Genomic DNA, 22,968 nt, shown 5'->3' with positions numbered 1-22,968 from the left:
CTGGGCTGAGTGTCTCTCTACCCAATTCCAGTCTCCTTCTTCAGCAGCGTCAGCGTGTTGTCGGCTGTTACGATCGGTGAATGTTCGTACTCACCAGTCAACTCAACCTGCACGAGCAGATCGACAGCCCGCCAGATCGAGTACAACAGGCAGGCGAATGCGAAGTAGAAGAACCGTAGCCCGAAATCCTTGGATGTCGTCGCCGCCATGAATCGCTTTATCGACCTGTAGCCGCTCTCAATCTCCCACCGATACCCGTACTCCGTGAGGTGCCCACTCCCGCCATTCGTCATGAACACCGAATACTGTCGATAGTCGTCGTGCTCGGAGTCCTCTTTCCGACGGTAGATCAGCGTCGTCTCGTGCCATTCGTTCTTCCCGAGATGGAGCTTCCGGTCGGTCTCGTAGCGGTCCTGACCCCGTTGGAGCAACCGCTTGGCCTGGGCTTTCTCGCTGGTCTGCATCCGCTTGGGAACGACATAGGAAAGCCCGCGCTGGCTGAGCATCTCCAGGACGTGCTGGCTATCGAACTCCCGGTCCATCAAGACGTTATCGACGTGAACGAGGCCCTCAGCCGAATCAAGCAAATCCTCGACGATTTCCAGTCGTGTCTCCCCCTTCCGGACGGGGCGCGCGTCCAGCACAATCGGGACGGCATTCCCGACCAACTGCACCGTCGCCCACTGGTAGGCGTATTCGTCGGTCTTCTCCTTCGTGCCGATAATCTCGTCTTCGTAGCCCGTTCTATCGCCCGTGAACGGGTCAGCTTCGGTAATATCGATGGCGACGATCCCCGCTCGAAAGAACTCCTCTGTCTCCACAACTTCGTTCAGGAGCCGAGTGATGGCCTGCCGGTACATCTCCCTGATCTCCGCGATAGAGAGGTCACGAACTTGCTCGCGATGGGCGTGCCCCAGCGGTGTCCGATCCCGAGTCGACTCGTAGAGGAAACTACGAGCACCTTCGTTCGCAGCCAGCCGCTCGCGAAGTCCGAGATATGTCTGCAGGCCCCAGTAGGCGTTCTCGTGGATCTCACAGCCCTCGCCACGGTCCAAGGAGAATGCCGGGAAGACGACACGGCTGACGTGATTGCTTATCTTCGCTGCTTCTTCCAAAACAGTCTGGTCGTCCGGATCGGTCGCCTCAGACTCGTCATTATGGTACTGGAGCTTCCGTTCTGGGTCACGAGGCACCGTAACACCGGCATTCTGTGCGTTGATGAGAATCGTCTGAGCCGTTCTCTCGACTGTCTCACGGAGGTCGGCACTGAAGCGCTTGTTCCAACTGCGCCAGAGTGTCGACTGATCGGGGACGGAGTCGAACCCGAGCGAGCGACGGGGTCCTGAGCGCTGGTGGAGATACTCGACAAGCGCCGTTTCGTGGCTCCAGCCGTGTATCTCTTTCAGCAGGAATGCCCTGAAGAGCTGTGGCATCTCGTATCGAGTCAGACCGGAGTACTGGTCGTGGGGACTGAAATCCACGTAGGACAGTGGATACTGACAGACGAATCCCTCGACCGAATCGTGGGCGTCGTGCTCGAACCAGATTCCCGAGACAGTCCGGAAATCCTCCGTGAGCGCCGTCAGTGAACTCTGGTCGTACAGTGGTGTCGAGTCGTAGGCCGGCCAATCGAGATGCTGTGTTGTCGCTATCGAACGGAAGACATCGCGTCGAGAGACGGCAGTCGGTGCCATCAGGGACACGTCTGCCGTTCTCGACCAATGATATGACGTTCTCCCCAATGCTCACGTGTGGGACTCAGGCCTTCTCAGTTTCGGGGGCGCTCACAGACAGCAACCCCGTCGCTATCAGCCGCCGGGTGATCGCCCACCCCGTTATCGAATCCGCGGCTAAAGACACCTCGTTCGTGCTCACGGCCGTCTGCCCTCGTTTCGGTGAACAAACTTACCCAAATCGCCTCACGGTCGGCCAGTAACGATATGTATGGAGGTTCCCAGTCTCAACTTCTGCCGAGGCTTGCTCGACCTTCGGGGTCAGCGATACTTCGAGAAACGGTACAGGCGGATGCCGAATAATAGCTCTACTTGCTCGGAGCAGCCGTATTACGAAATGCCAAATCGATCATAACACAACATCCATCTCTTCAGAATATCCATCGCCAATATGGCAGTTCCATTCTGGCGTTCGTCTGATCTTCCTCCGGCGAGCGTTCTGAAGTACTACCTCTACAAATCGACGAAGGCTGTCGAGTTTTACCGCCCGATTATGTACCTCTTCTTTCTCGCACAAGGGCTCAATTTCACGCAAATTGCCATCCTCGAAGCGATATACAATCTGACGACGTTGCTGGGTGAAATTCCGACGGGCTACATCGGTGACCGTGTCGGTCGGCGCAACAGCCTCCTGACCGGCACCGCGCTCATCTCGCTCACACTGATTGGCATCGGACTATCTAGTTCGTTCTGGGCGCTCGCGACTCTGTACGTCTGCTGGTCGATGGGCTACAACTTCCGGTCGGGAAGCGAAGATGCCTGGCTGTACGATACGCTCACCGACGACCTCTCCGAAGACCAGTTCGCGCACGTCCGTGGGCGCGGCGAATCCGTCGCCCTGGCAATCGGCGCTGGAGCGGCAATCATCGGGGGGTATCTTGGGAGCATTGACCTCTCGTATCCGTGGTTCGTCGCTGCGGGAGTGACAGCAATCGGCGTGTTCGTTCTCCTGACGATAGACGAGCCCGCGACCTACGAACGAACCGACACCACGGCGTTGAGCTTTCGTCGCACACTCTCGATCATCCGGCGGACGATCTCAGAGCGAAACATACGGGCGTTCGTGCTGTATTACTACGTCCTCTACGCAGCAGTGACGTATCTCGTTTTCGTGTTCCTTCAACCAATATTCGAGACCATCGTTCTCGACTTCGGTGTCTCACAGTCGCAGGTGAGATCACTGCTCGGGTGGTTCTATGCGGCGTACAGTCTCTTTGGTGCCGGGCTGAGCTACTATACTGGGACGATTCGTGCCCGTCTGGGGCTTCGGACGTGGTTTCTGTGGCTGCCCTTCGTCGTCGGCGGCGCGCTAGTGGGGATGTATTTCGTCCCCGTTCTGGCCTTACCGACCTTCCTGCTAATCCGCGGACTCTCCGACGTGACCCGATCATTCGCTGGCCAGTACATCAACGACCGCATCGAGACGATGGGACGGGCGACGATTCTCAGTGCCATGGCGATGGTTAGCGGACTCGCTGTCGTTCCGTTCCAACTTGGGAGTGGTGTCATCTCCGATGTCGTTTCCCCGCTGTTCGCGCTCGCCGTAGCGGGGGTTGTGCTGGTCGTCAGTTCGGCAGGAATCTTACTCTGGGAGGCACCTATCGAGGAATAAGGGCCATCACTGCCGACTCGCGGAGAGCGCATACTCGGAACTCTTGTACAAGCAGTCCGAATCGCACCTGATGCGGACAAGTTTCAACATCCCAGATGCAGTCGTCGAAGAGTTCGATCAAGTCTGGCAAGACGAGGGACTCAACAATCGGTCACGAGCGGTTCGTGAGGCGATGCAGGAGTACATTGAGACTCATTCCCGACTCGAAGACCTCAGCGAGAACATTATCGCGCTCGTCGCCTTCGACTACCGCCATCACGAGGTGATCGGGGAACTCCACGGTGTCCAGCACGACTATCAGGACGTGATTCTCAACACGAGTCACACCCACCAGGGGGAGTGGTGTCTCGAGTCCTTGTTCTGCCAGGGCGCCGGCGAACGCGTCCGGGAGCTGACCTACCGCCTTCGTGACTTCGACGGCGTGAATCGGGTGAAAATTATGGTGATTCGAGATAACTGAGCGAGATAGACATCCCGTGAATTCGCACGCTCAGTCCGCTGCCGTTGCTGTGTTTCCGGCTGAATCGGACGACGTGTTCAGATAGAGGTAGATCAACACAAGGATCAAGGCGACCTGAACCGCCTTGTCAACGTAGTCGACCATTCCGTATTCTGACTTGGCTACGATCCAGAGGGGGAATTGCACGGCCGTATACGGAATCCCGGTCAGGTAGAGCAGTCGCCGCCGATAGTCGAAGAAGAACAGCACAAGTGCACCGGCGTAGCCGACACCTGCGAGTGCAACGGGAATCCGTCCCTCGACGATACCAGCATACACGTGGAGAACGCCAGTGACCACGACTAACGCAACTGCTAGCCACTGGAGTTGGGTGAGCGATCCGATCCGACCCGCGGACCTATTTTGTGCGTTCATCACAATACTACATCTTCCGGGATAGGAGATAAGTACTGTTATTATCAGACTCTTGGTGTCGTCATACGACGCGAGTTAAGCGGTTGTGCCGGTTTCTCAGTCACGTGGTTGTAGCTACGCTTTCGCTCGGAAGAGGGCAGTATTCACACAACCGATTCGTTCACTCACTACCAGCTATGCATTAATAGCCCCAGTCTCAACTTCTGAGACCCCGAAGAAGTTGTGACTTCGGGAGAGTAGCCAGATATTCACTGGCGTGTTTGTCAGCAAGGGTTTCAACACGGCTAAATCATTCTATGAAAGGCATATTAGAAATGTAAAGATTGATCCGAACTCAGGTCTGGCTCTGATAGAGAAGAACCAGGATGGCAAGTCCGATGAAGAAGTCCGGGAGAAACACGAACGCGCCGATATTTGGGCGAGGGTGGAAGCCGAAGACGTTGTGTACTACTGGATTTGACGTACCCGCGTATAGGAGCAGCGCGAGACTTAGCACAAGTAGGCTTGCTGTGTACTTGTTCGGAAGGTCGCGATAAAGCTGTACGTAGATAGCTGCGAGTGTCACCAGCAACACGAGGTTCAGGGTTGTAAAGAAAACCTCCATCCGAATGAGCAGTTCAACCTGTGAGGACAGCGCCCTCGACGGAGGGCCATGGGACGGAACTGATGTGAAGAGTGCGACTAAGAGTGCGATACCACTCGCGATGGTCGCACTCGCTACTGTCGTTCCAAGTGGACTCTCGATCCAGTTACGCATCATCATCAACTCCGGCCTGTTCCGCCACGTCTTCCATGATATCGAGGTTGTTCATCATTCTGTCTGAGAGGAAGTACATCTGCCCGTAATTGTCGCCCTCCGTGGTCACGATATTGCTCTCTTGGAGGACTTCGAGGTGGTGCTGCACTGTTTTGTAGTTCAAATCTAGGTCATTCGACAATTGATTGGTGTTTCGTGGCTGGTCGTTGAGTGCGCGGAGGATACGAAGCCGATTGCGGCCTCCACGAGACCCACCAATAAGCCACCAAAGCAACTGCCGCATCTATCGAGTATTCATTTGGTCGGTCCAAATACATTCTGTCTCGGTGCGAACGATGCTACTCCCCCGAATCAGTCTCCAATCCAGGTGAGAATTCGATCAGCGATTTCGCCGTTGTTGTCGTCCTGCATCATAAGATGTGTATTTCCGGATACCCCTTCGTCTGGGAGGCTAAGCAGCGTCGATGCGGGACTTACCTCTCCTGCGAGCTCTGCAGTTGTCTGGGTCGCCTCCTTGCGACCAGTCTGTCCACGCTCGCCGACGTAATCGCCATACACACCCATAAACGGAGCATCACCACCCATCTCCGCCACGATTTGCGGGTCAGTCGGTGCGCCGACCGGCTCAACGGCGACGATCCGTTCAACGAGGTCTGGCACAGTCTGTGCGACCGCGAATCCGGATCCACCACCTGCTGAATGGACGAGCAACACTGACGGACCGATACGATTGAGGAGTGCCTTTAGAGCGGCAGTCTCCTGCGGTGATGCGAACCGACTCCCGCCGCCACCTCCGCCGGTGCTGACGTATGCAGGGAATGACGCAACGAGTTGGTCTACCGATTCGACCGGATATCGAACGTCCTCGTACGGGTCACCGACTTCAGGTCCGAACCCCCACGTCGGCCATGCTCGATCGATAGACCATCGAGAGAGTGACGCAGAGTCAGATTTCTGGAGTGAACCAGTATCTAACCCGCCTGAATCAACGTTCCGAGGAGGATTGAAAACATACACTGGATGGCCAGCTTCGGCAAAGTACTCCACCCAGCCGCGTCGGCCGTCAGGTGTCGTCGTGTAAATGTACGGTGACAACCCGAGGCCGGGCACCATTACGACGGGTGACTTGTCGGTGGCCGTATCGGGCCGTGTATATACGACTTCAGCACGTCCGTCGATGATCGTACTACTGCTTGTGTTTGCGTTACCGACGTAGAAACTACCGAACGTCGGAGAGTCGTCATTCTGTTGTTCGGATTGCGGAGAGGCCTCAGGAGACGTCTGTGTATTGGTGTTTGGTTCGCTGTTGTCAGTTATGCTATTGCACCCTGCGATAGTCGCAGCAAGTGCGACTCCAGTTGTGCGAAGAAACGCTTTCCGAGAGATGCCCGATGACATACAGATCGTACTGACCGGGGAACTGACTTAGTCGATTGCCGAAATCGGCCACAGGTTAGGCACAAATTCATTCCAGTTCATGTAGAACGCCCGATATTGACAAATAATGTTAAATTGGGATAATACTGTATCGCCCAGAGCGTATGCATTGAGAGCGCCAGTCTCAACTACTGTCACGGGTGTGGAAGTTGAGACTACAATGGGTATAGCAGGGCTGTAATGCGTGGATTTTGTCGATTTGGTCAGCGGAAACTACCTCAATTCTCTCTACAAGCGGCCATTCTTGTCATACTTCCAACCGAAGGGGCGAGTTTTCGAATATCCAACAGTGTGGCCACTCAGACCGCGGGCTAACCCAGACTGAGTGTCTCTCTAACCGATTCCAGTCTCCTTCTTCAGCAGCGTCAGTGTGTTATCTGCCGTCACCATCGGCGAGTGCTCGTAGTTACCAGTCAACGCGACCTGAACGAGCAAGTCGACGGATCGCCAGATCGAGTACAGCAGACACGCAAACGCGAAGTAGAAGAATCTAAGCCCGAAATTCTTCGACGTGGTAGCAGCCATGAAGCGTTTGATCGACTTGTATCCGCTCTCGATTTCCCAGCGGTAGCCGTACTCCGTGAGGTGTCCACTCCATCGATTCGTCATAAACACCGAGTACTGCCGGTGATCGCCATGCTCGGAGTCCTCTTTCCGACGGTAGATAAGCGTCGTCTCGTGCCATTCGTTCTTCCCGAGATGGAGCTTCCGGTCGGTTTCGTATCGGTCCTGACCCCGTCGGAGCAACCGCTTGGCTTGGGCTTTTTCGCTGGTCTGCATCCGCTTGGGAACGACGTAGGAAAGCCCGCGCTGGCTGATCATCTCCAAGATGTGCTGACTGTCGAACTCTCGGTCCATCAGCACGTTATCGACGTAAACGAGGTCCTGGGCAGAGTCGAGCAGATCCTCGACGATCTCCTTCCGTGACTCACCTTTCCGTACTGGGCGGGCATCAAGGACGAGTGGAACAGCGTTGCCGACCAACTGGACTGTCGCCCACTGGTGGGCGTATTCGTCGTTCTTCTCTTTCGTTCCAATTATCTCGTCTTCGTGTCCGGTGCGGTCGCCTGTGAAGGGGTCGGCTTCGGTGATGTCAATGGCGACGATTCCGGCTCGATAGAACTCCTTCGTCTCTGCGAGTTCATTGATCAGCTGTCGGACCGCCTGTCGGTACATCTCGCGAATCTGCTGGATAGAGAGATCTCGAATGTGGTCGCGGTGGGCGTGTCCGAGTGGTGTTCGATCCCGCGAGGACTCATGAATGAAACTGCGGGCTCCTTCGTTCGCAGCCAGCCGCTCGCGCAATCCGAGATACGTCTGGAGGTCCCAGTAGGCGTTCTCGTGTATCTCACAGCCGTCCCCACGGTCCAGCGAAAACGCCGGGAACACGATGCGGCTGACGTGGTCGGTGATCTTCTCTGCCTGCTCCAACGTGGTTTGATCGGCTGGTTCTAACTCGCCAGACTCGTCATCGTGGTGCCGAAGCTTTCGTTCCGGTTCACGCGGAATCCCGACACCTGCATTCTGGGCTTTGATGAGGATCGTTCGAGCCGCCGTTTCGACCGTCTCTCGGAGGTCAGGGGTGAACCGCTTGTGCCAACTCCGCCATAGTGTTGACTGCTCTGGGATCGTCTCGAGACCCAGTTGCTCACAGAGTACAGGACGGTTCTTTAGATACTCGGACAGTGCTGTCTCGTGCTCCAACCCGTGGAGTTCCTTCAGGACGAACACCCGAAACAGGGAGTCCATCTCGTAGCGTGTCGAGCGTGTATAGCGATCGTGAGCCTCGAAGCTGAAGTAGGCCAGTGGAAGTACGAGGACGAACTGCTCAACCGAATCATGGTTGGGATGCGTAAACCAGGTTTCTGAGACGATCCGAACGTCCGAGTGTAATCCGGCAAGTGAGGTACGATCATAGATCGGTGTCGAATCATATGTTGGCCACTCAACGTGCGCTCGTTGTGCGATTTGTCGGAAGATAGCGCGCCGGGACGCAGAGGTCGAAGCCATATAGAAATACTGAGAAAACACCAGAACTGGTGTTAGCAGCAGTCGCTTCCAGCGCCGCAGACCTCACCGTACTCGAGACCAATTCCGTCGTTGATCGCTTCGTTGCACTCGATCAGCAGCGACTCGAACTCGTCAGCCGTTACCTCCGATTGTGCCACATCGAGGTCTTCACCGAGCGCTTCAGCGGCGGTCAGAACTTCATCGTCGGAGGCGCTCAACAGCACCCACCCCCAAGAGACTGCGCGAACTCCTGCCTGATTTGTTCGCTGATGACGTCGTTCGTCTCCTCAAGGAGGGCGGCGAGTTTCTCTTGTGCTGCTCGGTGCTGTTGTATGGTGTCGTTGTTCGAGACCTCGGATTGTAGCTCCTGTAATTCGCTCATAATCGACGAATCGAACTCGTCCGCCTGCAACTCCTGCTGTTTTTCTTGGTACGCTTCGAGTAGGGACTTTGCCTCCTCGTCGGCCTCGAGTTGTTCGTTCGCGTCCACGAACTGTTGATAGGTCGCTGAGTCACGGAGCGTCTCGATGAACGTCTGAAGTGACTCCTCGACGGCTGTCGTTTCCGACACGGCTTCGCTCACGACGCCGTCACCTCCGGCTCAGTATCCTTGGTGATGTCATCCAAGCCGGTTATTTCCTCACCGAACGCGCGCAATGCGTCCAGTCCGACCGGCTCGTCCTGACGTAGCGGAGCGAGCATCATCGGCACGTCGAACCGATCACTGATCTCGCCGAGGTACTCCGCCTGCTGGGCGCGACGATTCTCGAAGAAGGCGTTATCGCCGTATTTCTCGGGGAGCAGGTAGTTTGCGACCACCAGCGAGGTCTCGATCCCGACTTGGTCTTTGAGGTCTGCGGCGGCCCGGTAGGCTTCCATCATTGGGGTGTACTCGGGGTACATCACGAACGCGAACGTACTCTGATCGGGGTCCTTCATCGTCTCGATGACCTCGTCGTACTGGTCGCCTTTCGCGGGCGCGGCACCCTTCGTCAGCGAACCCAAATCCATGAATCCCTTCCAGTCGGAGGGGAGTTCGAGCAGTCGGAGCGTGTGCCCCGTGGGGGCAGTGTCGAAGACGACGGTGTCATAGCCGTCTTCGTCGAAGTAACTCACGAACTTCTCGAGGGCGGCCATCTCTTCGGCACACGGTGACTCCAGTTCCTCTTCGACGTTTGCGATCGCCGCGTCCACGTCGATCTGGGTGTCCTCTTTGTCCTCGTACATCTCGGTGACGTGGTCGAGGACCTGTGTGCGGTACTCTTCGAGCGCTTTCTCTTGATCGATCCGTGCCGCGTCGAGGTTTGCTTGACCGACCGAGGTCGGCTCGTGGCCGACACGTTCGCCGAAGATGTCTTCGAGGTGGGCAGCCGGGTCAGTTGTGACGACGAGCGTTTCGTGGCCAGCTTCGGCGAGCTTCGTCGCCGCCGTCGAAGCGATCGTACTCTTGCCAACGCCGCCCTTCCCGGTGAAAAAGAGATACCGCGTCTCATCGCCCGGTTGCAGCTGTTCGGCGACCGCCTCGGTGTCAGCCATCGACTCGAAGTCGACTGTAGTCTCGGCGTCTACGTCGGTCGCCGTCCCAACGTCGACGGTGGCCTCGTCGCCGTCGTACAGGACGCCACCGACATCTGCGAGTAGGTCGAGCCCTGCGATCTCGCCCGGCTGGAGTGGGTACGTTGCCATCGCGTCGGCGCCGAACTCCGTCCGTGCGCGTTCGATAACTGCCTGCTCGTCTTCCCGCTTCCCCTCGAAGAACGGATCCTCACACACCGACTCGGGGAGATAGCCGTTGATGATCAGCAGTTGGGACTCGATCCCAAGCTCGCCGAGGTCGCTTGCACTGCGCTCGATCTCGTCGACCGAAGAGTCCTCGGGCTTGCCGACGAACGCGAATGAAGTCTTCTCGTCGTCCTGAAGCGTGTCGATAGCACGCTCGTAGTCCTGTTTGCGCTCCTCCATCGAGGCTGCCGGCCCGATGCAGGTCGAGCCGCCCTTCTCCAGTTCAGCGTTCCAGTCGGAGGGCAACTCCATCAGTCGGATGGTGTGTCCCGTGGGAGCGGTGTCGAAGACGACAATATCGTACTCCGGGCTATCCATGAAGTCGACGAAGTTATCGAAGGCGGCGATCTCTTCGACACACGGGCTGTTGAGTTGTTCCTCGACGGTTTCGAGTTGCTCGTCGTCGAGAAGCTGTCGCATCGGCTCAATCGTCTCTTGTCGATACTCTTCGGCCGCCGTATCCGGGTCGATCTCGATGGCAGATAGGTTCTCGATGTCGTCGATAGCAGTGACTTCGTGGCCGATCTCCTGCCCGAAGATGTCCGAGAGGTTCGGCGCAGGGTCTGTCGTCACCAGCAGCGTCTCGTAGTCGTTGTCCGCGAGCCAGGTCGCTGTCGCGCAGCTCACGGTACTCTTACCGACGCCGCCTTTGCCGCTGAAAAAGACGAATTCGGTCTCTTCGCTTGTCGGCTCTACGACCGCTCGTGCGTCGGTGGGGGTTGTGTTCATGCGTTAGGCCTCTTGGGTCGGGGTGACTGTTTCGAGTGCTGCCGCGAGTTCGTCGTACGAGAGGTACTCGGACTTGCCGACAATTTCGTCGTCAACGACAGTGATCGGCAAAATCGATGGACCGTGTTCCTCGACCAAGTCGGAGATGGACTCGGTCTCGAGGAACTGGTCGATATTGTGCTGCATGTTCGCCCGCGAGACATCGACATCCTCAAATTCTGATTCGAGTTGGTCGAGGGCGGCACTGACTTCTACGAGTTCTTCGTCGGGGTCAGGACCACAGACGCCGGTGGAGCAACACATCGCCTCCTCGTACAGGGTGAGTTCAGTCATTGCTCGGGAAGGAGTATTTTATCAATTGTCCGGCTAGCAGTGCGGCGGTCACGGATCATATTGGTAGCCTTGTTCCATCGCATTCGATTGAAAGATTGTTCAATCATATTCATAAGGCCTTCGACTCGTATAGACGTAGTCAGTACTCAAAATAGAAGAAATACGCTGAGCCAAGTATTTCTACGCGTCATATCGGTTCCGTGCTGTCGATAGATCCTACAGTATATATTATAGAGTCCTAAAGTGATAGAGTCAGAGTTGAGTGCAAGGAGTGCGCGGGTCGGTCCAGAATACTTAATTCGTTATCTGCTCAATCGAAGTGTATGTCCTCAACCGAGCGGCTACAACGGTACCTCGCCGACGAACGAGGCGGATGTGGCGACGAGGAGGTATGCCAGCGTCTATCTGAACTCGAAGAGATCGACGCGGCCGCAGGCGGGCCTGCGCTGGACGAAGACGTTGGATTGCTATCGGCGCTCGCGAACGAGACCCGGTACAAGATCGTTCGTATCCTCCACATCGCTGGCGAGGAACTCTGCGTCTGTGAATTTGCGCCGTTGCTCGACGTCAGCGACAGCGCGATCAGCCATGCGCTGTCCCAACTCACCGACGCTGGACTCATCACTCGCCGAAAAGAGGGGAAGTGGCGGAAATATCGAGCGACAGCACGCGCCAACGCCGTCCTCATCGCCCTAGACGGATCGCGGGAGCTTTGATCGGAAACGAGAGTTATCGACATGGCCCATCGACGAAGTAACTCTCACTGGTCGGTAATAGCCGGCATTCGATACGATGGCTACTGAGCAATATATATTGAAAAGTAACACTCATAGGAGCGCTTAACACGGTATAAAAGAGGAGATTATCTATGGATACAGCATCACCCGCTAAGTTTGGATTTGTGTGTGTACAGAATGCGGGACGAAGCCAGATGTCAGCTGCGTTCGCCGAGCGGGAACGTGATCTCCGGGAATTGGGGGATACTCTCGAGATTCTCACCGGCGGTACACATCCCGCTGAACACGTCCACGAGGAAGTGATCACGGTCATGCAAGAACGAGACATCGACCTCTCTGACCGAACGCCTCGGGAGGTCTCGACTGACGAGCTCGAATCGTGCGATGTCGTCGCCACGATGGGCTGTTCGACGCTAGAACTGGACGCTGAGAACGTCGACGTTCGAGACTGGGCGTTAGACGATCCGCACGGGCAAGACCTTGACACTGTCCGCGAGATTCGTGACGACATAGAGCAACGCGTCAAGGCGCTGTTCGACGAGTTCTATCCGGACGAACCGTAGCATAAACGTAATCAGAGGATTCATTCGTCCCTCCAATCGGAAAATTCTCCTCTGGACAAGCCTGTTTGTGATTTTCGGTGAGTTAGGGGTTCTGTGGCGGCTTCCGAGCCTCGATAGTGGCAGAGACGAGATACTCACCGAGATCGCGATCGGCGTCCCAATCGCTGATGAACTCGGTGCTCTCGCCCTTCGGCGCGATCTCGATCGCTTCGAAGCCGGCGTTATCGAGCATCGCTTCGAGATTCTCGATGGTCGACGCACCGGCGACGCAGCCGGTTAGCGAGTCCGGATCCATCTTGACGTCGTCGGGGAACGGCGCGGTTTGGACGACGTCCGAGATGGCGACGCGCCCGCCGGGCTTGAGGACGCGGAAGGCGTCGTCGAACACGAGCTGTTTTTCGGGAGCGAGGTTGACGACGCAGTTCGAGATAACGACGTCGATAGTCGCGTCTGCAACGGGGAGATGGCTGATCTCGCCGAGGCGAAACTCGACGTTGTCGGCGTCGTTTTTCGCGACGTTCTCCCTCGCTTTCGAGACCATCTCCGGTGTCATGTCCACACCGATGACGGTTCCGTCCGGACCGATCTCCCGTGCGGCGAGGAAGCAGTCGAAGCCCGCACCGGAGCCGAGGTCGAGCACCGTCTCGCCGGCCGCCATCTCGGCGAACGCCTTCGGATTTCCACACCCAAGGCCAAGGTCTGCGCCCTCGGCGACAGACGCGACATCGTCGGCGTCATAGCCAAGGCGTTCGCTCCCGGACGCTCCTTCGGTGCCGTCACAGCATCCACCGTCGTCGGTGGTATCGATGCCGACGTCGCCACAGCAGTTTTGACTGTCCGAAGCGATAGTTTCGTAGCGTTCGCGCACCATCTTGCGGGTCTCTTCGGGGTCGCGGTCACCGGCCACCGTAGTAGTATCGTTACTCATGGGAACCCCGCAGATCGTCGAGGGTTTCGAGAAGGGCCGCGGTCGTTTCAGTCGGTTCGTAGTACCGCCAGGATCCCTCTTTGCGGCGCGTGACAAGTCCTGCGGTGTACAATCGCGAGAGCGCTTGGCTGACGGCGCTCTGACTAACACCGACCGCGGCTTCGAGGTCGCAGACGCAGACGCCGTCATCGGCGTTCGAAATTCGGCGAAGCAGTTCGTATCGTGTGTCATTCCCCATCGCGGTCAGTACTTGGAGGTCTGTCGCCATCGCATCCGAGTCGACATCTTCGAGCGGTGTACAGCAGGTCTCCGTTTCTTCCGTGGTTCCGTCAGTGATCGCATCTCCTATCATATTAGCAGTAGCTTATACAAGAGATCACTAATATGTTTCCCTCGGCAACTCCCTCGAAACTCTGGAATCAAGTTGAACCTTGGGTACAACAGTACCATCACCGATCTGTATCAGAATCGGTGCGGTAGAAAATCGATACGTCGGTGAAGTTCTCGAAGGTGAAAACAACGCCCGAGATGGTGTGGGCTGAACACATATGCATTGAGAGTACTAGTCTCAACTTCTGTCACGGGTGGGAAGTTGAGACTACAGTGGGTTTAGCAGGGCTGTGATGCGTGAATTTGACCGATTCGGTCAGCGGGTACTGCCCCAGATGGCCCTCCAAGCGGCTATTCTTGTCACACACTCAACTATATAGACAAATTTTCGAGACTTCCAGCAGCGTAGCCACTCAGACGGCACGCTAACCCGAATAGAGTCCCTCACTACCCGATTCTCGTCTCCTTCTTCAGCAGCGTGAGCGTATTATCTGCCGTCACGATCGGAGAGTACTCGTACTCACCAGTCAGCTCAAGCTGGGCAAGTAGATCGACCGCTCGCCAAATTGAGTACAACAGGCAGGCGAATGCGATATAGAAGAAGCGAAGCCCGAAATCCTTCGACGTGGTTGCTGTCATGAATCGCTTGATCGACTTGTACCCACTCTCGATCTCCCAGCGATAGCCATACTCCGTAAGGTGTCCGCTCCCCCGATTCGTCATGAACACCGAGTACTGCCGGTGATCATCGTGTTCAGAGTTCTCTTTCCGTCGGTAGATCAGCGTCGTCTCGTGCCACTCGTTATCGTCCAATCGCAGCTTCCGGTCGGTCTCGTTCAGACAGCTATTGCAGTTCCTCTACGAAGGCAGCGACCGCTTCGTCGACGAGTTCGGTGTCCACCCGTCCCTGCCAGAAGTCGATATCCTCGTGGTCAATCGATTGGACGCCCCACGGGACGATTCGACTCTCGTCGGGCGTCCCACCACGCAGCCAACTCTCTTCGGGGATTTCGATCAGCCCGTCCATCCAGGATTTCGTCGTCAACGTCAGCGCGATATACTGCTCGCCGTGGAACGGACGGCCTTCGTGATTCGAGAGAATGAGCCACGGTCGGGCATCATCCTCGCCTTTGAATGGATCGTCACCGTAGACCACGTCGCCCCGCTCAAAAATCGGGGTTGCGGTCTCGTCAGTCACTGCTCGTTCTCCACGCTCGGATGTGGCTCGCTGGGTGCGTGATCGCGCCACGACTCCTTGTCTTCGTCACCGAGTTGCTCGTTGAACAGGGCGGTCGCCCGTTCGTAGCCGCTATACCCGTCGAGTCGCTCGGTATCGTCAGTTACAGCCCAGTACGTTGCCTTGTGTTTGACCATGTCACGGTCCTTCAGCCGCGAGAGCGCAGTACTGACTGCGCCCTCGTCGAGGCCGACTTGAGAGGCAATTTCGTGTGCCTTGAACGCACGATCGTCGTGAGCAGCGAGAAACCCGAGTACCTGATCAGGGACAGAAAGATCTTCGAGTTCGTCCTCGCTCGTGTTCTCGAAGGTGTCTCGGTCGATGGACATCTTGGATGAAGGTACGCCACCCACTGTGAAGAGTGTTAGGACTGAAAGTATTGAAAATTCCGAAGGAGATGATACTACGCTGTTCAGTGAGTAGAAATCACTCCCAACAAAGAAATCTGAGGATCATATGCATTGAGACGACTGGTCTCAACTACTGTCACGGGTGGAGTTGCGAATGACCCCGATCTTGTGCATGAGTCTCCACACTCAGCGGGTGTCTCCCAGCCTGAGCGAGTCTTAGATGCTGATGGAAGCTATCCAATTCGTGGAATAAGTAGAATCCAATATTAATCCAACCGAAAATATCACCTATCCACAGCGAAGTCTCTAGCCGCGCGCTGACCGTCCACTGGGATTATATTAGTGTCCCGAAGTGCCGACTGAGTAAGGCCCTGAATCGGCCTGCTGTGATCCGCGGTGTCAACCGGCAGTCGACGATCTCGAGCGACACTTGCACGAGGAAGTCCAACAGCACCCACATATTGTACAACAGGACCGCGAACCCAAAGTGAAACAGCCGGACGCTGAACGCCTTTGAGGTGGTCCAGGTGGCGAATTCCTTGATCTTCTTGTAGGCCGTCTCGATCCCACCGCGTCGAGTGTCCCGGGCGATTCGACGAGGCGTCTGGCGCCGATCCAGCCCGATTTCGTCGTCGACATCAAGACTCGTTATGAACGCCTGTGGACGCTCTCTTCCCTCATCAGCCGGGAGCCCCACCAACGTTGTCACGACCGCTCGTTCGAGACCCACCCTTTGACCGCTCCATACATCGCATACTCGTGCTCAACGGTAACCTACTCGTTTAATTCACTGGCCGAGCAACGACGGGCTCTCTGTAAAAAACAGGGGCATTTTATTTTAGGTCGGCCAAAAAATCGGTGTTTTTAAGTTATTTTAGGCTGGCCTAAAGCATGTGCAAGAGACACGACGAACCTGGCTAAAGGGAACAGGCGCAGCAATAGCCGGCGTTGCCCTCGCGGGTTGTAACGGGATATCCGGCAGTGAAGGGTCGACGCCCGGTGCTGATGAAGGACAGTCAACGAACGACACGTCGGGTGATGAGGAGACCGCCCAATCGGATCCGACGCACGCCGCAGTCGCCGCGGAATGGAACGCGATGCGGATGCGGCTTGATGACGCGTTCTCGTTGGGCGTCGCCGGCTACGTCGAGGCGGGGGCGAGCGTCGGACAGGACGTCTTTGCCCGCTTCGAAGGCGCTAATGGCGAGTACGGTGCCCACGAGTTCCTCGAGGAGACGGGTGAGGACAACTACGAGGGCTTCGAGGAGGACGGGCTGGTCGTCATGAACGAGGGGCTGAGCGCGGGCGAATTCGAGGCCGCCCGCGGCGGCTGGGAGGCGGCACACACGAACCTCCGCGAGGCGACCGTCACGCGCGTGGGCGAGACTAGGGCGAACGCGCTGGAAGTCCTCCGGTGCGGCACGGCCGTGAACAACGTCGAACTGCTCGCCGCCGCCGGCGACACCGAGGGCGCGGCGTCGGTCGGCCAGGAGGTGCTGGGATGGTGGGAAACCTCGCCCGCTCATGATGCGGTCGAAAGCGCCGACAGTGAGGCCTACGAGTCGCTCGAAGGTGCGATGGAAGACGCAATCTCAGCCGCACAGTCCGGTGACATGGAGTCGCTTCGTAGTGCAACGAGCACGGCGTTGAACGCGTCGGCCACTGGAGCGTATGCCGTCGCTACTAGCGAAGAACTCGCGGGCGCGGGGCAAATCGCGTCCTATCAGGGCCAGGGTTGGGACGGCGCGGCGCTCGCGTCGATGGGCGGCCCCTCGACGGAGTTTGCACACGCGGCGGCATTGACGATCTATCGGGCACGGATCCACGACGCGGCCTGGCTCTACAAGCGCGGGCACGCCGAGGCGGCGCGACAGCGCGTCGAGAACGTCTTCGCTCACTTCGAAGGCGCCCGTGCTCACGAGGCTCTTGAAGGGGCCAGCGAGGATGCGTACACCCGGTTCGAGGACGAAGGGCTGAGCGCGCTCTCGACGGCCATCGAGAACGACAACGCTGAGGGCGTCGCGTCAGCGGTCGAGACAATCAACGGTTCGCTGGTCGAGGGCATTGAGGCGCTGGGAAGTGGCGCCGGGCCGGCGTTGCTCGAGGCGGGCTACTTCAAAGCCCGAATCGAGGACGCTCACGAACGGTACCGTCTCGGCGAAGAGGCGGTCGCTGCCGAGACAGTCCGTGGGCTATTCCAGACCTTCGAGGCCAACGAGGCCGACTTCCACGAGACGCTCGAAGAGACCGACGAATCGCTGTACGAGACCTTCGAGGAAGAACACCTCAACGGGCTGATCACGGCGTTCGAGGAGGGCAACGACGGGGCCGTCAACGAACATGTGAGCGGCATCCGGGAGACGCTTTTAACCTTCGAGACGGCTGCCGGGTCAACAGCACAGGTGAGCGCAGTCGAGAGCGGCTACATGGCCGCTCGGGTCTTCGACGCTGGTGTCCTCGGCGTCCTCGGAGAGAACGAGCGCGCAGGTTCGCTGGTTCAGGCGGCCTTCCAGCACTTTGAGGCGGGTGCCGGCGGGTTCCACGAGGCGCTGGAGGAGGCCGACGACGATCGGTACGAGTCCTTTGAGGCCGCCCTCAGCGACGCATCGAGCGCTGCACAAGAAGGCGGAGACGCCGGTGAAAAGTCCCGTGCGTTCAATGACGAGGCGGTCGGGGCGATTTACGCGGTCGTTGAATCCGGCGGCGGGTCGTTCGGCGGGGCAGCGACGTCAATCATGCAGGACACTTTCGCTGCTTTCGAGGAGGCAGAAGTCCACGAGATGCTCGAAGAGGCCGACGAGAGCGCCTACGAAGGATACGAGTCCACGCTGAACGACTATATCGGCGCGATCGAGTCAGGGTCGGGCGTCAGGAGCGCAGCGACGGCGTACGCCGACGCTTCGATTCGTGCGCAGTTCGCCGTCGTCGGGGCTGTCGACGAAGCCCCCGTCGGCGAGGGTAGCGGCGGCGAGTCGGGCGGCGAGAGTGAGGAAACGGACCTTCAGGGCGGCCCCAACATTCAGGATGGGGTACCGGACGACGCCGACCACGTAGTCAATATGGAGGCTGTCGCCTTCGAGCCGGAGGAGCTGACGATCCAGCAGGGCGATACAGTCGCGTGGAAGCACGCTGCAGGGGAACCACACAACGTCGTTGCATACGAGGGTGAAATTCCAGAGGACGCGGAGTACTGGGCCTCCGGCGGGTTCGAAAGCGAGGAGGCCGCCCGCGAGGGCTGGGAGGATGGTGAGGGTGCCGTTCAGTCCGGCCAATCGTACGTCCACACGTTCGAAGCGACCGGGACACACGAGTACTTCTGTGTTCCTCATGAGGCTGCAGGGATGGTCGGTTCCGTCATTGTCGAATAAGCGATGGTACCGTCGCATTCCACGTGGTATCGTCGCGAACAAGCATCTAAGCGAGGGGGCGCCGATGAGGGGCCCCCTGCGAGAGGTGACCGGCTGACGCCTCTCCGAGAAAGATCAGGGAATCGACGCTTTCCGGAGTTGGGTGCGCATTTGCCTGTCCTGAAAACGACACTCGATATGCGCAGTGTCCCAGTCGACAAACAATGCTACGGGACTGAGTATGAGTGGTCTGTCGGACCTTCAAACAGTCCCGATTCCGGTTCAAAAAGGCCATCAAATGGGGTTTCAGAGTAAGTATGGTCGGCCCGACACTTATTGACATCAGAGAACACATCGACGGCCTCGGGACCAAAGGCGGCCAGTACTACGTCCGCTGTGGCCGCACGGGCGACCGACCGGTCCCGGCGGCCGGCATTCGGTTCCCGGACCGGGCCACCGCACGGGCCGCCGCTCGGGCCACCGAACAGTACCGCTCGGCGCTGCGACGATACGACCCGCAGGTCCCTTACTACGACCTAATCGTCTGTGAGGAGCCACCACTGGGTTCGACGAAAGGACACCGCCACGATTCGATGACCGAACGGGACGAGTACACGCTCTCCGAGCCCGTGATCACCAAGACTCACACTCCCGGACACGGCGATCTCGTCGAGTTCTGCCACCGCGTCGCCGGCGCCGTCTTCGAGACGCTCTCTGAATCGGGGTACGACGACATCGAGACTGCGGTCATGGACGCCTACTTCGAGCTCGCCGAGAACGTCGGTGGTCCCGACGAACTCTGTCTCTGCCTGCTCGAAAGCATAACCACTGAACTCCACGAGCGGCTGTCTCCTGCTGACCAGGCTGAAGTCCTTGCCGATGCCGCAGCGCGACTCAAACCACCCACCGACGAAACCAATCCTCTCGACGCGACGCTGGACACACTCGAGCAGCGAGGCGTTATCGAGAGCTACACGCGCTCGCCGGACTCAGTCGATCTCGACGCTGGCGCGGGAGCCATTGTCGTACAGATCTCCGGCTACGCGCTCTCGGCACAGAACGACCGACTTCCCGTACTTCCGGTCACGCTCGAACTCTGCCGCCATCACACGGACCATCCCCCACAATCTATTCAGGTGACCACCGGAGACGGTGGCTGGCAGCTCATGTTCGGCCTCGCGGACACGGGAGACCAGAACGACATCGTAAGTGCGCCGATCGACGGGGAGGTGTGAGATGGTCGTCGACACCTACATCGAGCAAGCGCGAACGTGCGCTCGATCCGAGCAGGATGCTACTGCTGAGATGCGGGACGCTTACGAGGCGTTCATCCGTCGGGTACAGAAACAACAGCCCGAGCAGACACCATCATCGGCTGCTGGCCTCACAACAGCCGGGGGAGTCACTCACCTCTCCGCAGACTCCTCCAGTACTGATGGCTGTCGGCCTGTCCGAAAGGCGTTCGCCGAGACGATTCGCCCCCACAGCGTGGCCGACCTCGACGAGACCGAGTCCTTGCTGGAAACGATTCGCGAGGAGTTCACTGACGCAATCGCAGTAGCACTCGCCCCGACGACAGAGGCCTCGTTCACTCCCGAATTTAAACGGATGGTCCTCACCGAAGCACAAGCTCGGCGGGCGGAAGCCACCGCGTTACGGAAAGCGCTCGAACGCGAGGAGGCGCACCTCGACGAGGCGGGTGTGGCGGTCGACGACATCATCGCCTGGATCGTCAACGCGAACGAGACGCGGTTGACCGACCTCGGCTTCGATGCGCTGCAACAGCGCCACGAAACGCTTACACATCATCGCGACCGCTGTGAGGAGATGGCTTACGACCGGCAGGCATTCCTCGAGGCAACGACGAACAACGGTGTCGACGCCGGCGTCCGCCACCGAAGCCTCATACCGTACCTCTACCAGGATTTCCCAGTCGACCATCCGGTGCTGGCGACGGTGGCGCCGCTCGATGAAACGTGTCAGAAGTGCCAACAAACCGTGCGGGATCATCTGGTTCGGAGGGGCTAACCGATGGGCAACGGGCCTCGTCGACAGCGAACGGAGGCGTGGACGTGGGTGTATCTCGCGCTCTTCGGGGACGATGGCGAGGCGATGGACACTAAGACGGAATCAGCTGATCAGACCGGAGAGCCAACCCAAGAGACGTCAGACGGCCCTGAGACGAGATGAGCGGGGCAGACTGAATAAAGAAATCGTATTACCAACAACTGGTAACGTCCAACAGTTTGGATGCCAGATTCTCAACGTGAGCTGGGTTGGCTCTGGTTCTGTCTCCTCTGTGCCACCAGTACTCATGGATAGACGGCTTTCAGCAGGGAGATAATACCGACGGTCAAACCGTGTTCGAAGGCGCTCAGACAGTTTCTGGACGGTGGATTGGCTCAATTCGGTACGCGAGACACAGTATATACTGCTATTCCACTCTTCGCGGGGGAATAATCCACAAATTCGGAGTAAACCGGTGAGTTACTATCGGGTCGTTTGCCGGCCCAACACGAACGCAAGAAGTGCGATCAGTACCGCGCCGAGTACGGATTCACCTCCGACAATAATCCGTGTCCAGCCGGTTGGCTGGAATGTCGGTGGAGCCGACCCTGTTGCTACGAGTAGACTGTAGTAACCACCTTCGAGTAGCGTCCGACCGCCCTGGTGTGACGCGGCTGCAACATATCCGAACGCAGCGAGCACAATCACGGCTGCAAACACGCCGAGGACATGCCAGATACCCTCTCCATAATTCGTTCCGTAACGGGCGACGGTTGCGTACGCGTATTTCCCAGCGTGTTGAACCCCGTTACGAGTGGCACGAACCTGATCGGCATGCCAGCGGCGCTGCATCTCTTTTCGATTCACGTATCCCTTGTGCTGGAGAGAAGAAAGTGAGTTGTACTGACCAATCCGTTCCAGTGTTTTGTAGGTCCGGGCCGCCTTTCGCCATTCGGCCTCGATGTCTGTAGACCGTTCGGTAATCACAGAACGTCCCAACCATCGAACCCGGCCATACAAGCTCCGACACTGGTCTGGTCGCGGGTCATATACAACGAACGCCGGTTCTGTTGGCTCCGCCCCCGTCGCGATGAATGCTGTCGATTCGTCAATCACCGCGTTATCGAACGTGGCACCATCTAGCTTGGCATCATGGAATCGCGCCTTCCGTAGAGTGGCTCCAGTGAACCGTGCGTTTTCGACATTAGCACCGCTGAAGTCAACATTATCGAGTGAACAGTCCCTGAAATCTGTGCTCTTGAGGCAGACCTCTGCGAGGATGTCAATCTCAGGGTGCGCCCGCGCGAACGATGCCCCTGTGAAATCGATTGTTTCCGGGTCACGGAAAGCGTAGCCGAAGTATACATCCTCAATAAATTCAGCGTTCCTGAACGAGACTGTCCCGCCATTGGTGAACGCTGTCCGAGAAAAATCGGTGCCACCAGGATTGGTGAAGTCCGTGTCATCAAAACGGACCTCACCGCCGTTATCGAATATTGACCCACTGAAATCCACGTCATCTTCATTCTGAAAGTCGACTTTAGCGAACGAGACATCACCCGCATTAGCGAACGTAGCCCCGGTAAAGGAGATATCGTCTCGTCCCTCAAAGTCCGACTCGGTGAATAGGACCTCATCGCCGCTGAACGTTGCGTATTGGAACGTCACCGGAGCGCGAAAAACAGCGTTCTTAGCACTGACCCCGTCTGTGAACGTCGCTCCAGCAAAGCAGATCGGGTTGTGCGGATCCCGACCGATAGACTCGTGACGCCAGTTAACCTGTCCGAGAGTTGCACCGATAAATTGATCCCGGCTCGCTGTCCCATTGTCGTTCGAATCCGTGGCCTCAATAGCGGTCTGGATGTCCGTCGCGTCTGGCCTCACAGACGGTGCATGGAACTGGCATTTCCGACCGTCTGCGTTTGGCGACGGGTCGTGAGGACAGTTCCAAGTGTCACCATCGATATCCAGGCGATCGAGCAGTTCTTTCCAGCCTTCTCGGTTCCCACCCCAGCTAACCCATTTTTTACAGTCAACAGTGTACTTGCACTGATCTTCGACCGCCATTACTGGCGTCCACAGTACGTCTTTACTTTAATATCACTCTCGTTGGCAGGGCGGTGTTCAGATAAGGATTGAAAGGTGAAGCGGTACGTTTTCAAAGTGATCTATGCCCGAAAACGACCGCCTCAGCGGCTGTTT

23 protein-coding genes and 1 pseudogene are annotated in these 22,968 nt (G+C 57.6%); 7 read left to right on the top strand and 17 right to left on the bottom strand.

What is annotated here, in order from left to right; all coding sequences use genetic code 11:
* Positions 1-17: 17 nt before the first annotated feature.
* Complete coding sequence (locus tag SD626R_RS01925; protein ID WP_004595762.1) at positions 18-1,694, bottom strand: transposase; 1,677 nt, start codon at positions 1,692-1,694, stop codon at positions 18-20.
* Positions 1,695-2,226: 532 nt separating this feature from the next.
* Between SD626R_RS01925 and SD626R_RS01915 the strand changes: the two genes are divergently transcribed.
* Both SD626R_RS01915 and SD626R_RS01910 read left to right on the top strand, forming a co-directional pair.
* A complete protein-coding gene (locus tag SD626R_RS01915) occupies positions 2,227-3,345 on the top strand; it encodes an MFS transporter (protein WP_004599809.1) in 1,119 nt (372 codons plus the stop codon).
* A gap of 70 nt (positions 3,346-3,415) precedes the next feature.
* The gene (locus tag SD626R_RS01910) at positions 3,416-3,805 is read left to right on the top strand and encodes a CopG family ribbon-helix-helix protein (protein ID WP_049908337.1); all 390 of its coding nucleotides are present in this window, start codon (positions 3,416-3,418) and stop codon (positions 3,803-3,805) included.
* 30 nt (positions 3,806-3,835) lie between these two features.
* On the opposite strand, the gene SD626R_RS01905 is transcribed toward SD626R_RS01910, so the two are convergent.
* The 9 genes from SD626R_RS01905 to arsD all read right to left on the bottom strand — a co-directional run bounded on the left by SD626R_RS01905 (position 3,836) and on the right by arsD (position 11,267).
* Entirely contained in the window at positions 3,836-4,219 is a 384-nt protein-coding gene (locus tag SD626R_RS01905; RefSeq protein ID WP_049908341.1) for a hypothetical protein, read from the bottom strand.
* A 334-nt stretch (positions 4,220-4,553) separates the two neighbouring features.
* Positions 4,554-4,976 carry a DUF8036 family membrane protein gene (locus SD626R_RS17085; protein WP_239641222.1) on the bottom strand — a complete coding sequence of 141 codons (423 nt, stop codon included), beginning with the start codon at positions 4,974-4,976 and terminating at the stop codon, positions 4,554-4,556.
* Positions 4,969-5,259, bottom strand: a complete 291-nt coding sequence (locus tag SD626R_RS01895) for an ArsR/SmtB family transcription factor (protein WP_049908338.1) — start codon at positions 5,257-5,259, stop codon at positions 4,969-4,971. Before SD626R_RS01895 ends, SD626R_RS17085 begins: the two co-directional genes overlap by 8 nt.
* A 68-nt stretch (positions 5,260-5,327) precedes the next feature.
* On the bottom strand, positions 5,328-6,023 hold the full coding sequence (locus SD626R_RS01890; RefSeq protein ID WP_255310032.1) for an alpha/beta hydrolase family protein: 696 nt from the start codon (positions 6,021-6,023) through the stop codon (positions 5,328-5,330).
* A gap of 723 nt (positions 6,024-6,746) precedes the next feature.
* Positions 6,747-8,423, bottom strand: a complete 1,677-nt coding sequence (locus SD626R_RS17080; protein WP_092562747.1) for a transposase — start codon at positions 8,421-8,423, stop codon at positions 6,747-6,749.
* A 32-nt stretch (positions 8,424-8,455) separates the two neighbouring features.
* Positions 8,456-8,647 (bottom strand): halo-CC-star protein HcsS, encoded by a 192-nt coding sequence (gene hcsS, locus SD626R_RS01880; protein ID WP_092562744.1) that lies wholly within the window; start codon positions 8,645-8,647, stop codon positions 8,456-8,458.
* Positions 8,638-9,006 (bottom strand): halo-CC-star protein HcsL, encoded by a 369-nt coding sequence (hcsL, locus tag SD626R_RS01875; RefSeq protein WP_092562741.1) that lies wholly within the window; start codon positions 9,004-9,006, stop codon positions 8,638-8,640. The genes hcsS and hcsL overlap by 10 nt, the downstream gene beginning before the upstream one ends.
* Complete coding sequence (gene arsA / locus SD626R_RS01870) at positions 9,003-10,934, bottom strand: arsenical pump-driving ATPase (RefSeq protein WP_092562738.1); 1,932 nt, start codon at positions 10,932-10,934, stop codon at positions 9,003-9,005. The genes hcsL and arsA overlap by 4 nt, the downstream gene beginning before the upstream one ends.
* Positions 10,935-10,937: 3 nt before the next feature.
* The gene (arsD, locus tag SD626R_RS01865; RefSeq protein ID WP_092562735.1) at positions 10,938-11,267 is read right to left on the bottom strand and encodes an arsenite efflux transporter metallochaperone ArsD; all 330 of its coding nucleotides are present in this window, start codon (positions 11,265-11,267) and stop codon (positions 10,938-10,940) included.
* 323 nt (positions 11,268-11,590) lie between these two features.
* On the opposite strand from arsD, the gene SD626R_RS01860 reads away from it, so the two are divergent.
* Both SD626R_RS01860 and SD626R_RS01855 read left to right on the top strand, forming a co-directional pair.
* Positions 11,591-11,983 carry an ArsR/SmtB family transcription factor gene (locus tag SD626R_RS01860; RefSeq protein ID WP_092562732.1) on the top strand — a complete coding sequence of 131 codons (393 nt, stop codon included), beginning with the start codon at positions 11,591-11,593 and terminating at the stop codon, positions 11,981-11,983.
* 152 nt (positions 11,984-12,135) lie between these two features.
* Positions 12,136-12,567, top strand: a complete 432-nt coding sequence (locus tag SD626R_RS01855; protein ID WP_092562729.1) for a low molecular weight phosphatase family protein — start codon at positions 12,136-12,138, stop codon at positions 12,565-12,567.
* 82 nt (positions 12,568-12,649) lie between these two features.
* Here the strand turns inward: SD626R_RS01855 and SD626R_RS01850 are convergent, their stop codons facing one another.
* From SD626R_RS01850 to SD626R_RS01825, 6 genes and pseudogenes are all read right to left on the bottom strand, one after another.
* Positions 12,650-13,495 carry an arsenite methyltransferase gene (locus tag SD626R_RS01850; protein ID WP_092562726.1) on the bottom strand — a complete coding sequence of 282 codons (846 nt, stop codon included), beginning with the start codon at positions 13,493-13,495 and terminating at the stop codon, positions 12,650-12,652.
* The gene (locus SD626R_RS01845; RefSeq protein WP_092562723.1) at positions 13,488-13,847 is read right to left on the bottom strand and encodes an ArsR/SmtB family transcription factor; all 360 of its coding nucleotides are present in this window, start codon (positions 13,845-13,847) and stop codon (positions 13,488-13,490) included. Before SD626R_RS01845 ends, SD626R_RS01850 begins: the two co-directional genes overlap by 8 nt.
* A gap of 425 nt (positions 13,848-14,272) precedes the next feature.
* Positions 14,273-14,659, bottom strand: a pseudogene (locus tag SD626R_RS01840) (transposase); the annotation flags it as partial.
* A gap of 10 nt (positions 14,660-14,669) precedes the next feature.
* Positions 14,670-15,023: a type II toxin-antitoxin system PemK/MazF family toxin gene (locus SD626R_RS01835; RefSeq protein WP_092562720.1), complete on the bottom strand. Its 354-nt coding sequence runs from the start codon at positions 15,021-15,023 to the stop codon at positions 14,670-14,672.
* Complete coding sequence (locus tag SD626R_RS01830; protein ID WP_092562717.1) at positions 15,020-15,391, bottom strand: MarR family transcriptional regulator; 372 nt, start codon at positions 15,389-15,391, stop codon at positions 15,020-15,022. The genes SD626R_RS01835 and SD626R_RS01830 overlap by 4 nt, the downstream gene beginning before the upstream one ends.
* A 355-nt stretch (positions 15,392-15,746) precedes the next feature.
* Positions 15,747-16,121 (bottom strand): hypothetical protein, encoded by a 375-nt coding sequence (locus tag SD626R_RS01825; protein WP_092562714.1) that lies wholly within the window; start codon positions 16,119-16,121, stop codon positions 15,747-15,749.
* 184 nt (positions 16,122-16,305) lie between these two features.
* Between SD626R_RS01825 and SD626R_RS01820 the strand changes: the two genes are divergently transcribed.
* The 3 genes from SD626R_RS01820 (at position 16,306) to SD626R_RS01810 (ending at position 20,787) form a co-directional block, all read left to right on the top strand.
* The gene (locus SD626R_RS01820; RefSeq protein WP_092562711.1) at positions 16,306-18,780 is read left to right on the top strand and encodes a DUF5059 domain-containing protein; all 2,475 of its coding nucleotides are present in this window, start codon (positions 16,306-16,308) and stop codon (positions 18,778-18,780) included.
* Positions 18,781-19,076: 296 nt separating this feature from the next.
* On the top strand, positions 19,077-19,994 hold the full coding sequence (locus SD626R_RS01815; protein WP_092562708.1) for a DUF7551 domain-containing protein: 918 nt from the start codon (positions 19,077-19,079) through the stop codon (positions 19,992-19,994).
* 1 nt (position 19,995) lies between these two features.
* A complete protein-coding gene (locus SD626R_RS01810; protein ID WP_092562705.1) occupies positions 19,996-20,787 on the top strand; it encodes a DUF7260 family protein in 792 nt (263 codons plus the stop codon).
* Positions 20,788-21,249: 462 nt separating this feature from the next.
* Here SD626R_RS01810 and SD626R_RS01805 read toward each other — a convergent pair whose 3' ends face one another.
* Positions 21,250-22,833: a pentapeptide repeat-containing protein gene (locus SD626R_RS01805; RefSeq protein WP_092562702.1), complete on the bottom strand. Its 1,584-nt coding sequence runs from the start codon at positions 22,831-22,833 to the stop codon at positions 21,250-21,252.
* Positions 22,834-22,968: the final 135 nt, after the last annotated feature.

Origin of the sequence: Halorubrum sp. SD626R (assembly GCF_001261915.1) — an archaeon.
In the GTDB taxonomy this organism is placed as follows: Archaea; Halobacteriota; Halobacteria; order Halobacteriales; family Haloferacaceae; genus Halorubrum.
This window is presented reverse-complemented; position numbering and strand designations above follow the sequence as displayed.

Coding starts and splice junctions, on each gene's coding strand:
- SD626R_RS17080 (WP_092562747.1), bottom strand. CDS start 8,423: ATGGCTTCGACCTCTGCGTCCCGGCGCGCTATCTTCCGACAAATCGCA.
- SD626R_RS01855 (WP_092562729.1), top strand. CDS start 12,136: ATGGATACAGCATCACCCGCTAAGTTTGGATTTGTGTGTGTACAGAAT.
- SD626R_RS01830 (WP_092562717.1), bottom strand. CDS start 15,391: ATGTCCATCGACCGAGACACCTTCGAGAACACGAGCGAGGACGAACTC.
- SD626R_RS01915 (WP_004599809.1), top strand. CDS start 2,227: ATGTACCTCTTCTTTCTCGCACAAGGGCTCAATTTCACGCAAATTGCC.
- SD626R_RS01845 (WP_092562723.1), bottom strand. CDS start 13,847: ATGATAGGAGATGCGATCACTGACGGAACCACGGAAGAAACGGAGACC.
- SD626R_RS17085 (WP_239641222.1), bottom strand. CDS start 4,976: ATGCGTAACTGGATCGAGAGTCCACTTGGAACGACAGTAGCGAGTGCG.
- SD626R_RS01910 (WP_049908337.1), top strand. CDS start 3,416: ATGCGGACAAGTTTCAACATCCCAGATGCAGTCGTCGAAGAGTTCGAT.
- SD626R_RS01860 (WP_092562732.1), top strand. CDS start 11,591: ATGTCCTCAACCGAGCGGCTACAACGGTACCTCGCCGACGAACGAGGC.
- SD626R_RS01805 (WP_092562702.1), bottom strand. CDS start 22,833: ATGGCGGTCGAAGATCAGTGCAAGTACACTGTTGACTGTAAAAAATGG.
- SD626R_RS01905 (WP_049908341.1), bottom strand. CDS start 4,219: ATGAACGCACAAAATAGGTCCGCGGGTCGGATCGGATCGCTCACCCAA.
- SD626R_RS01895 (WP_049908338.1), bottom strand. CDS start 5,259: ATGCGGCAGTTGCTTTGGTGGCTTATTGGTGGGTCTCGTGGAGGCCGC.
- SD626R_RS01815 (WP_092562708.1), top strand. CDS start 19,077: ATGGTCGGCCCGACACTTATTGACATCAGAGAACACATCGACGGCCTC.
- arsA (WP_092562738.1), bottom strand. CDS start 10,934: ATGAACACAACCCCCACCGACGCACGAGCGGTCGTAGAGCCGACAAGC.
- arsD (WP_092562735.1), bottom strand. CDS start 11,267: ATGACTGAACTCACCCTGTACGAGGAGGCGATGTGTTGCTCCACCGGC.
- SD626R_RS01925 (WP_004595762.1), bottom strand. CDS start 1,694: ATGGCACCGACTGCCGTCTCTCGACGCGATGTCTTCCGTTCGATAGCG.
- SD626R_RS01850 (WP_092562726.1), bottom strand. CDS start 13,495: ATGAGTAACGATACTACTACGGTGGCCGGTGACCGCGACCCCGAAGAG.
- SD626R_RS01810 (WP_092562705.1), top strand. CDS start 19,996: ATGGTCGTCGACACCTACATCGAGCAAGCGCGAACGTGCGCTCGATCC.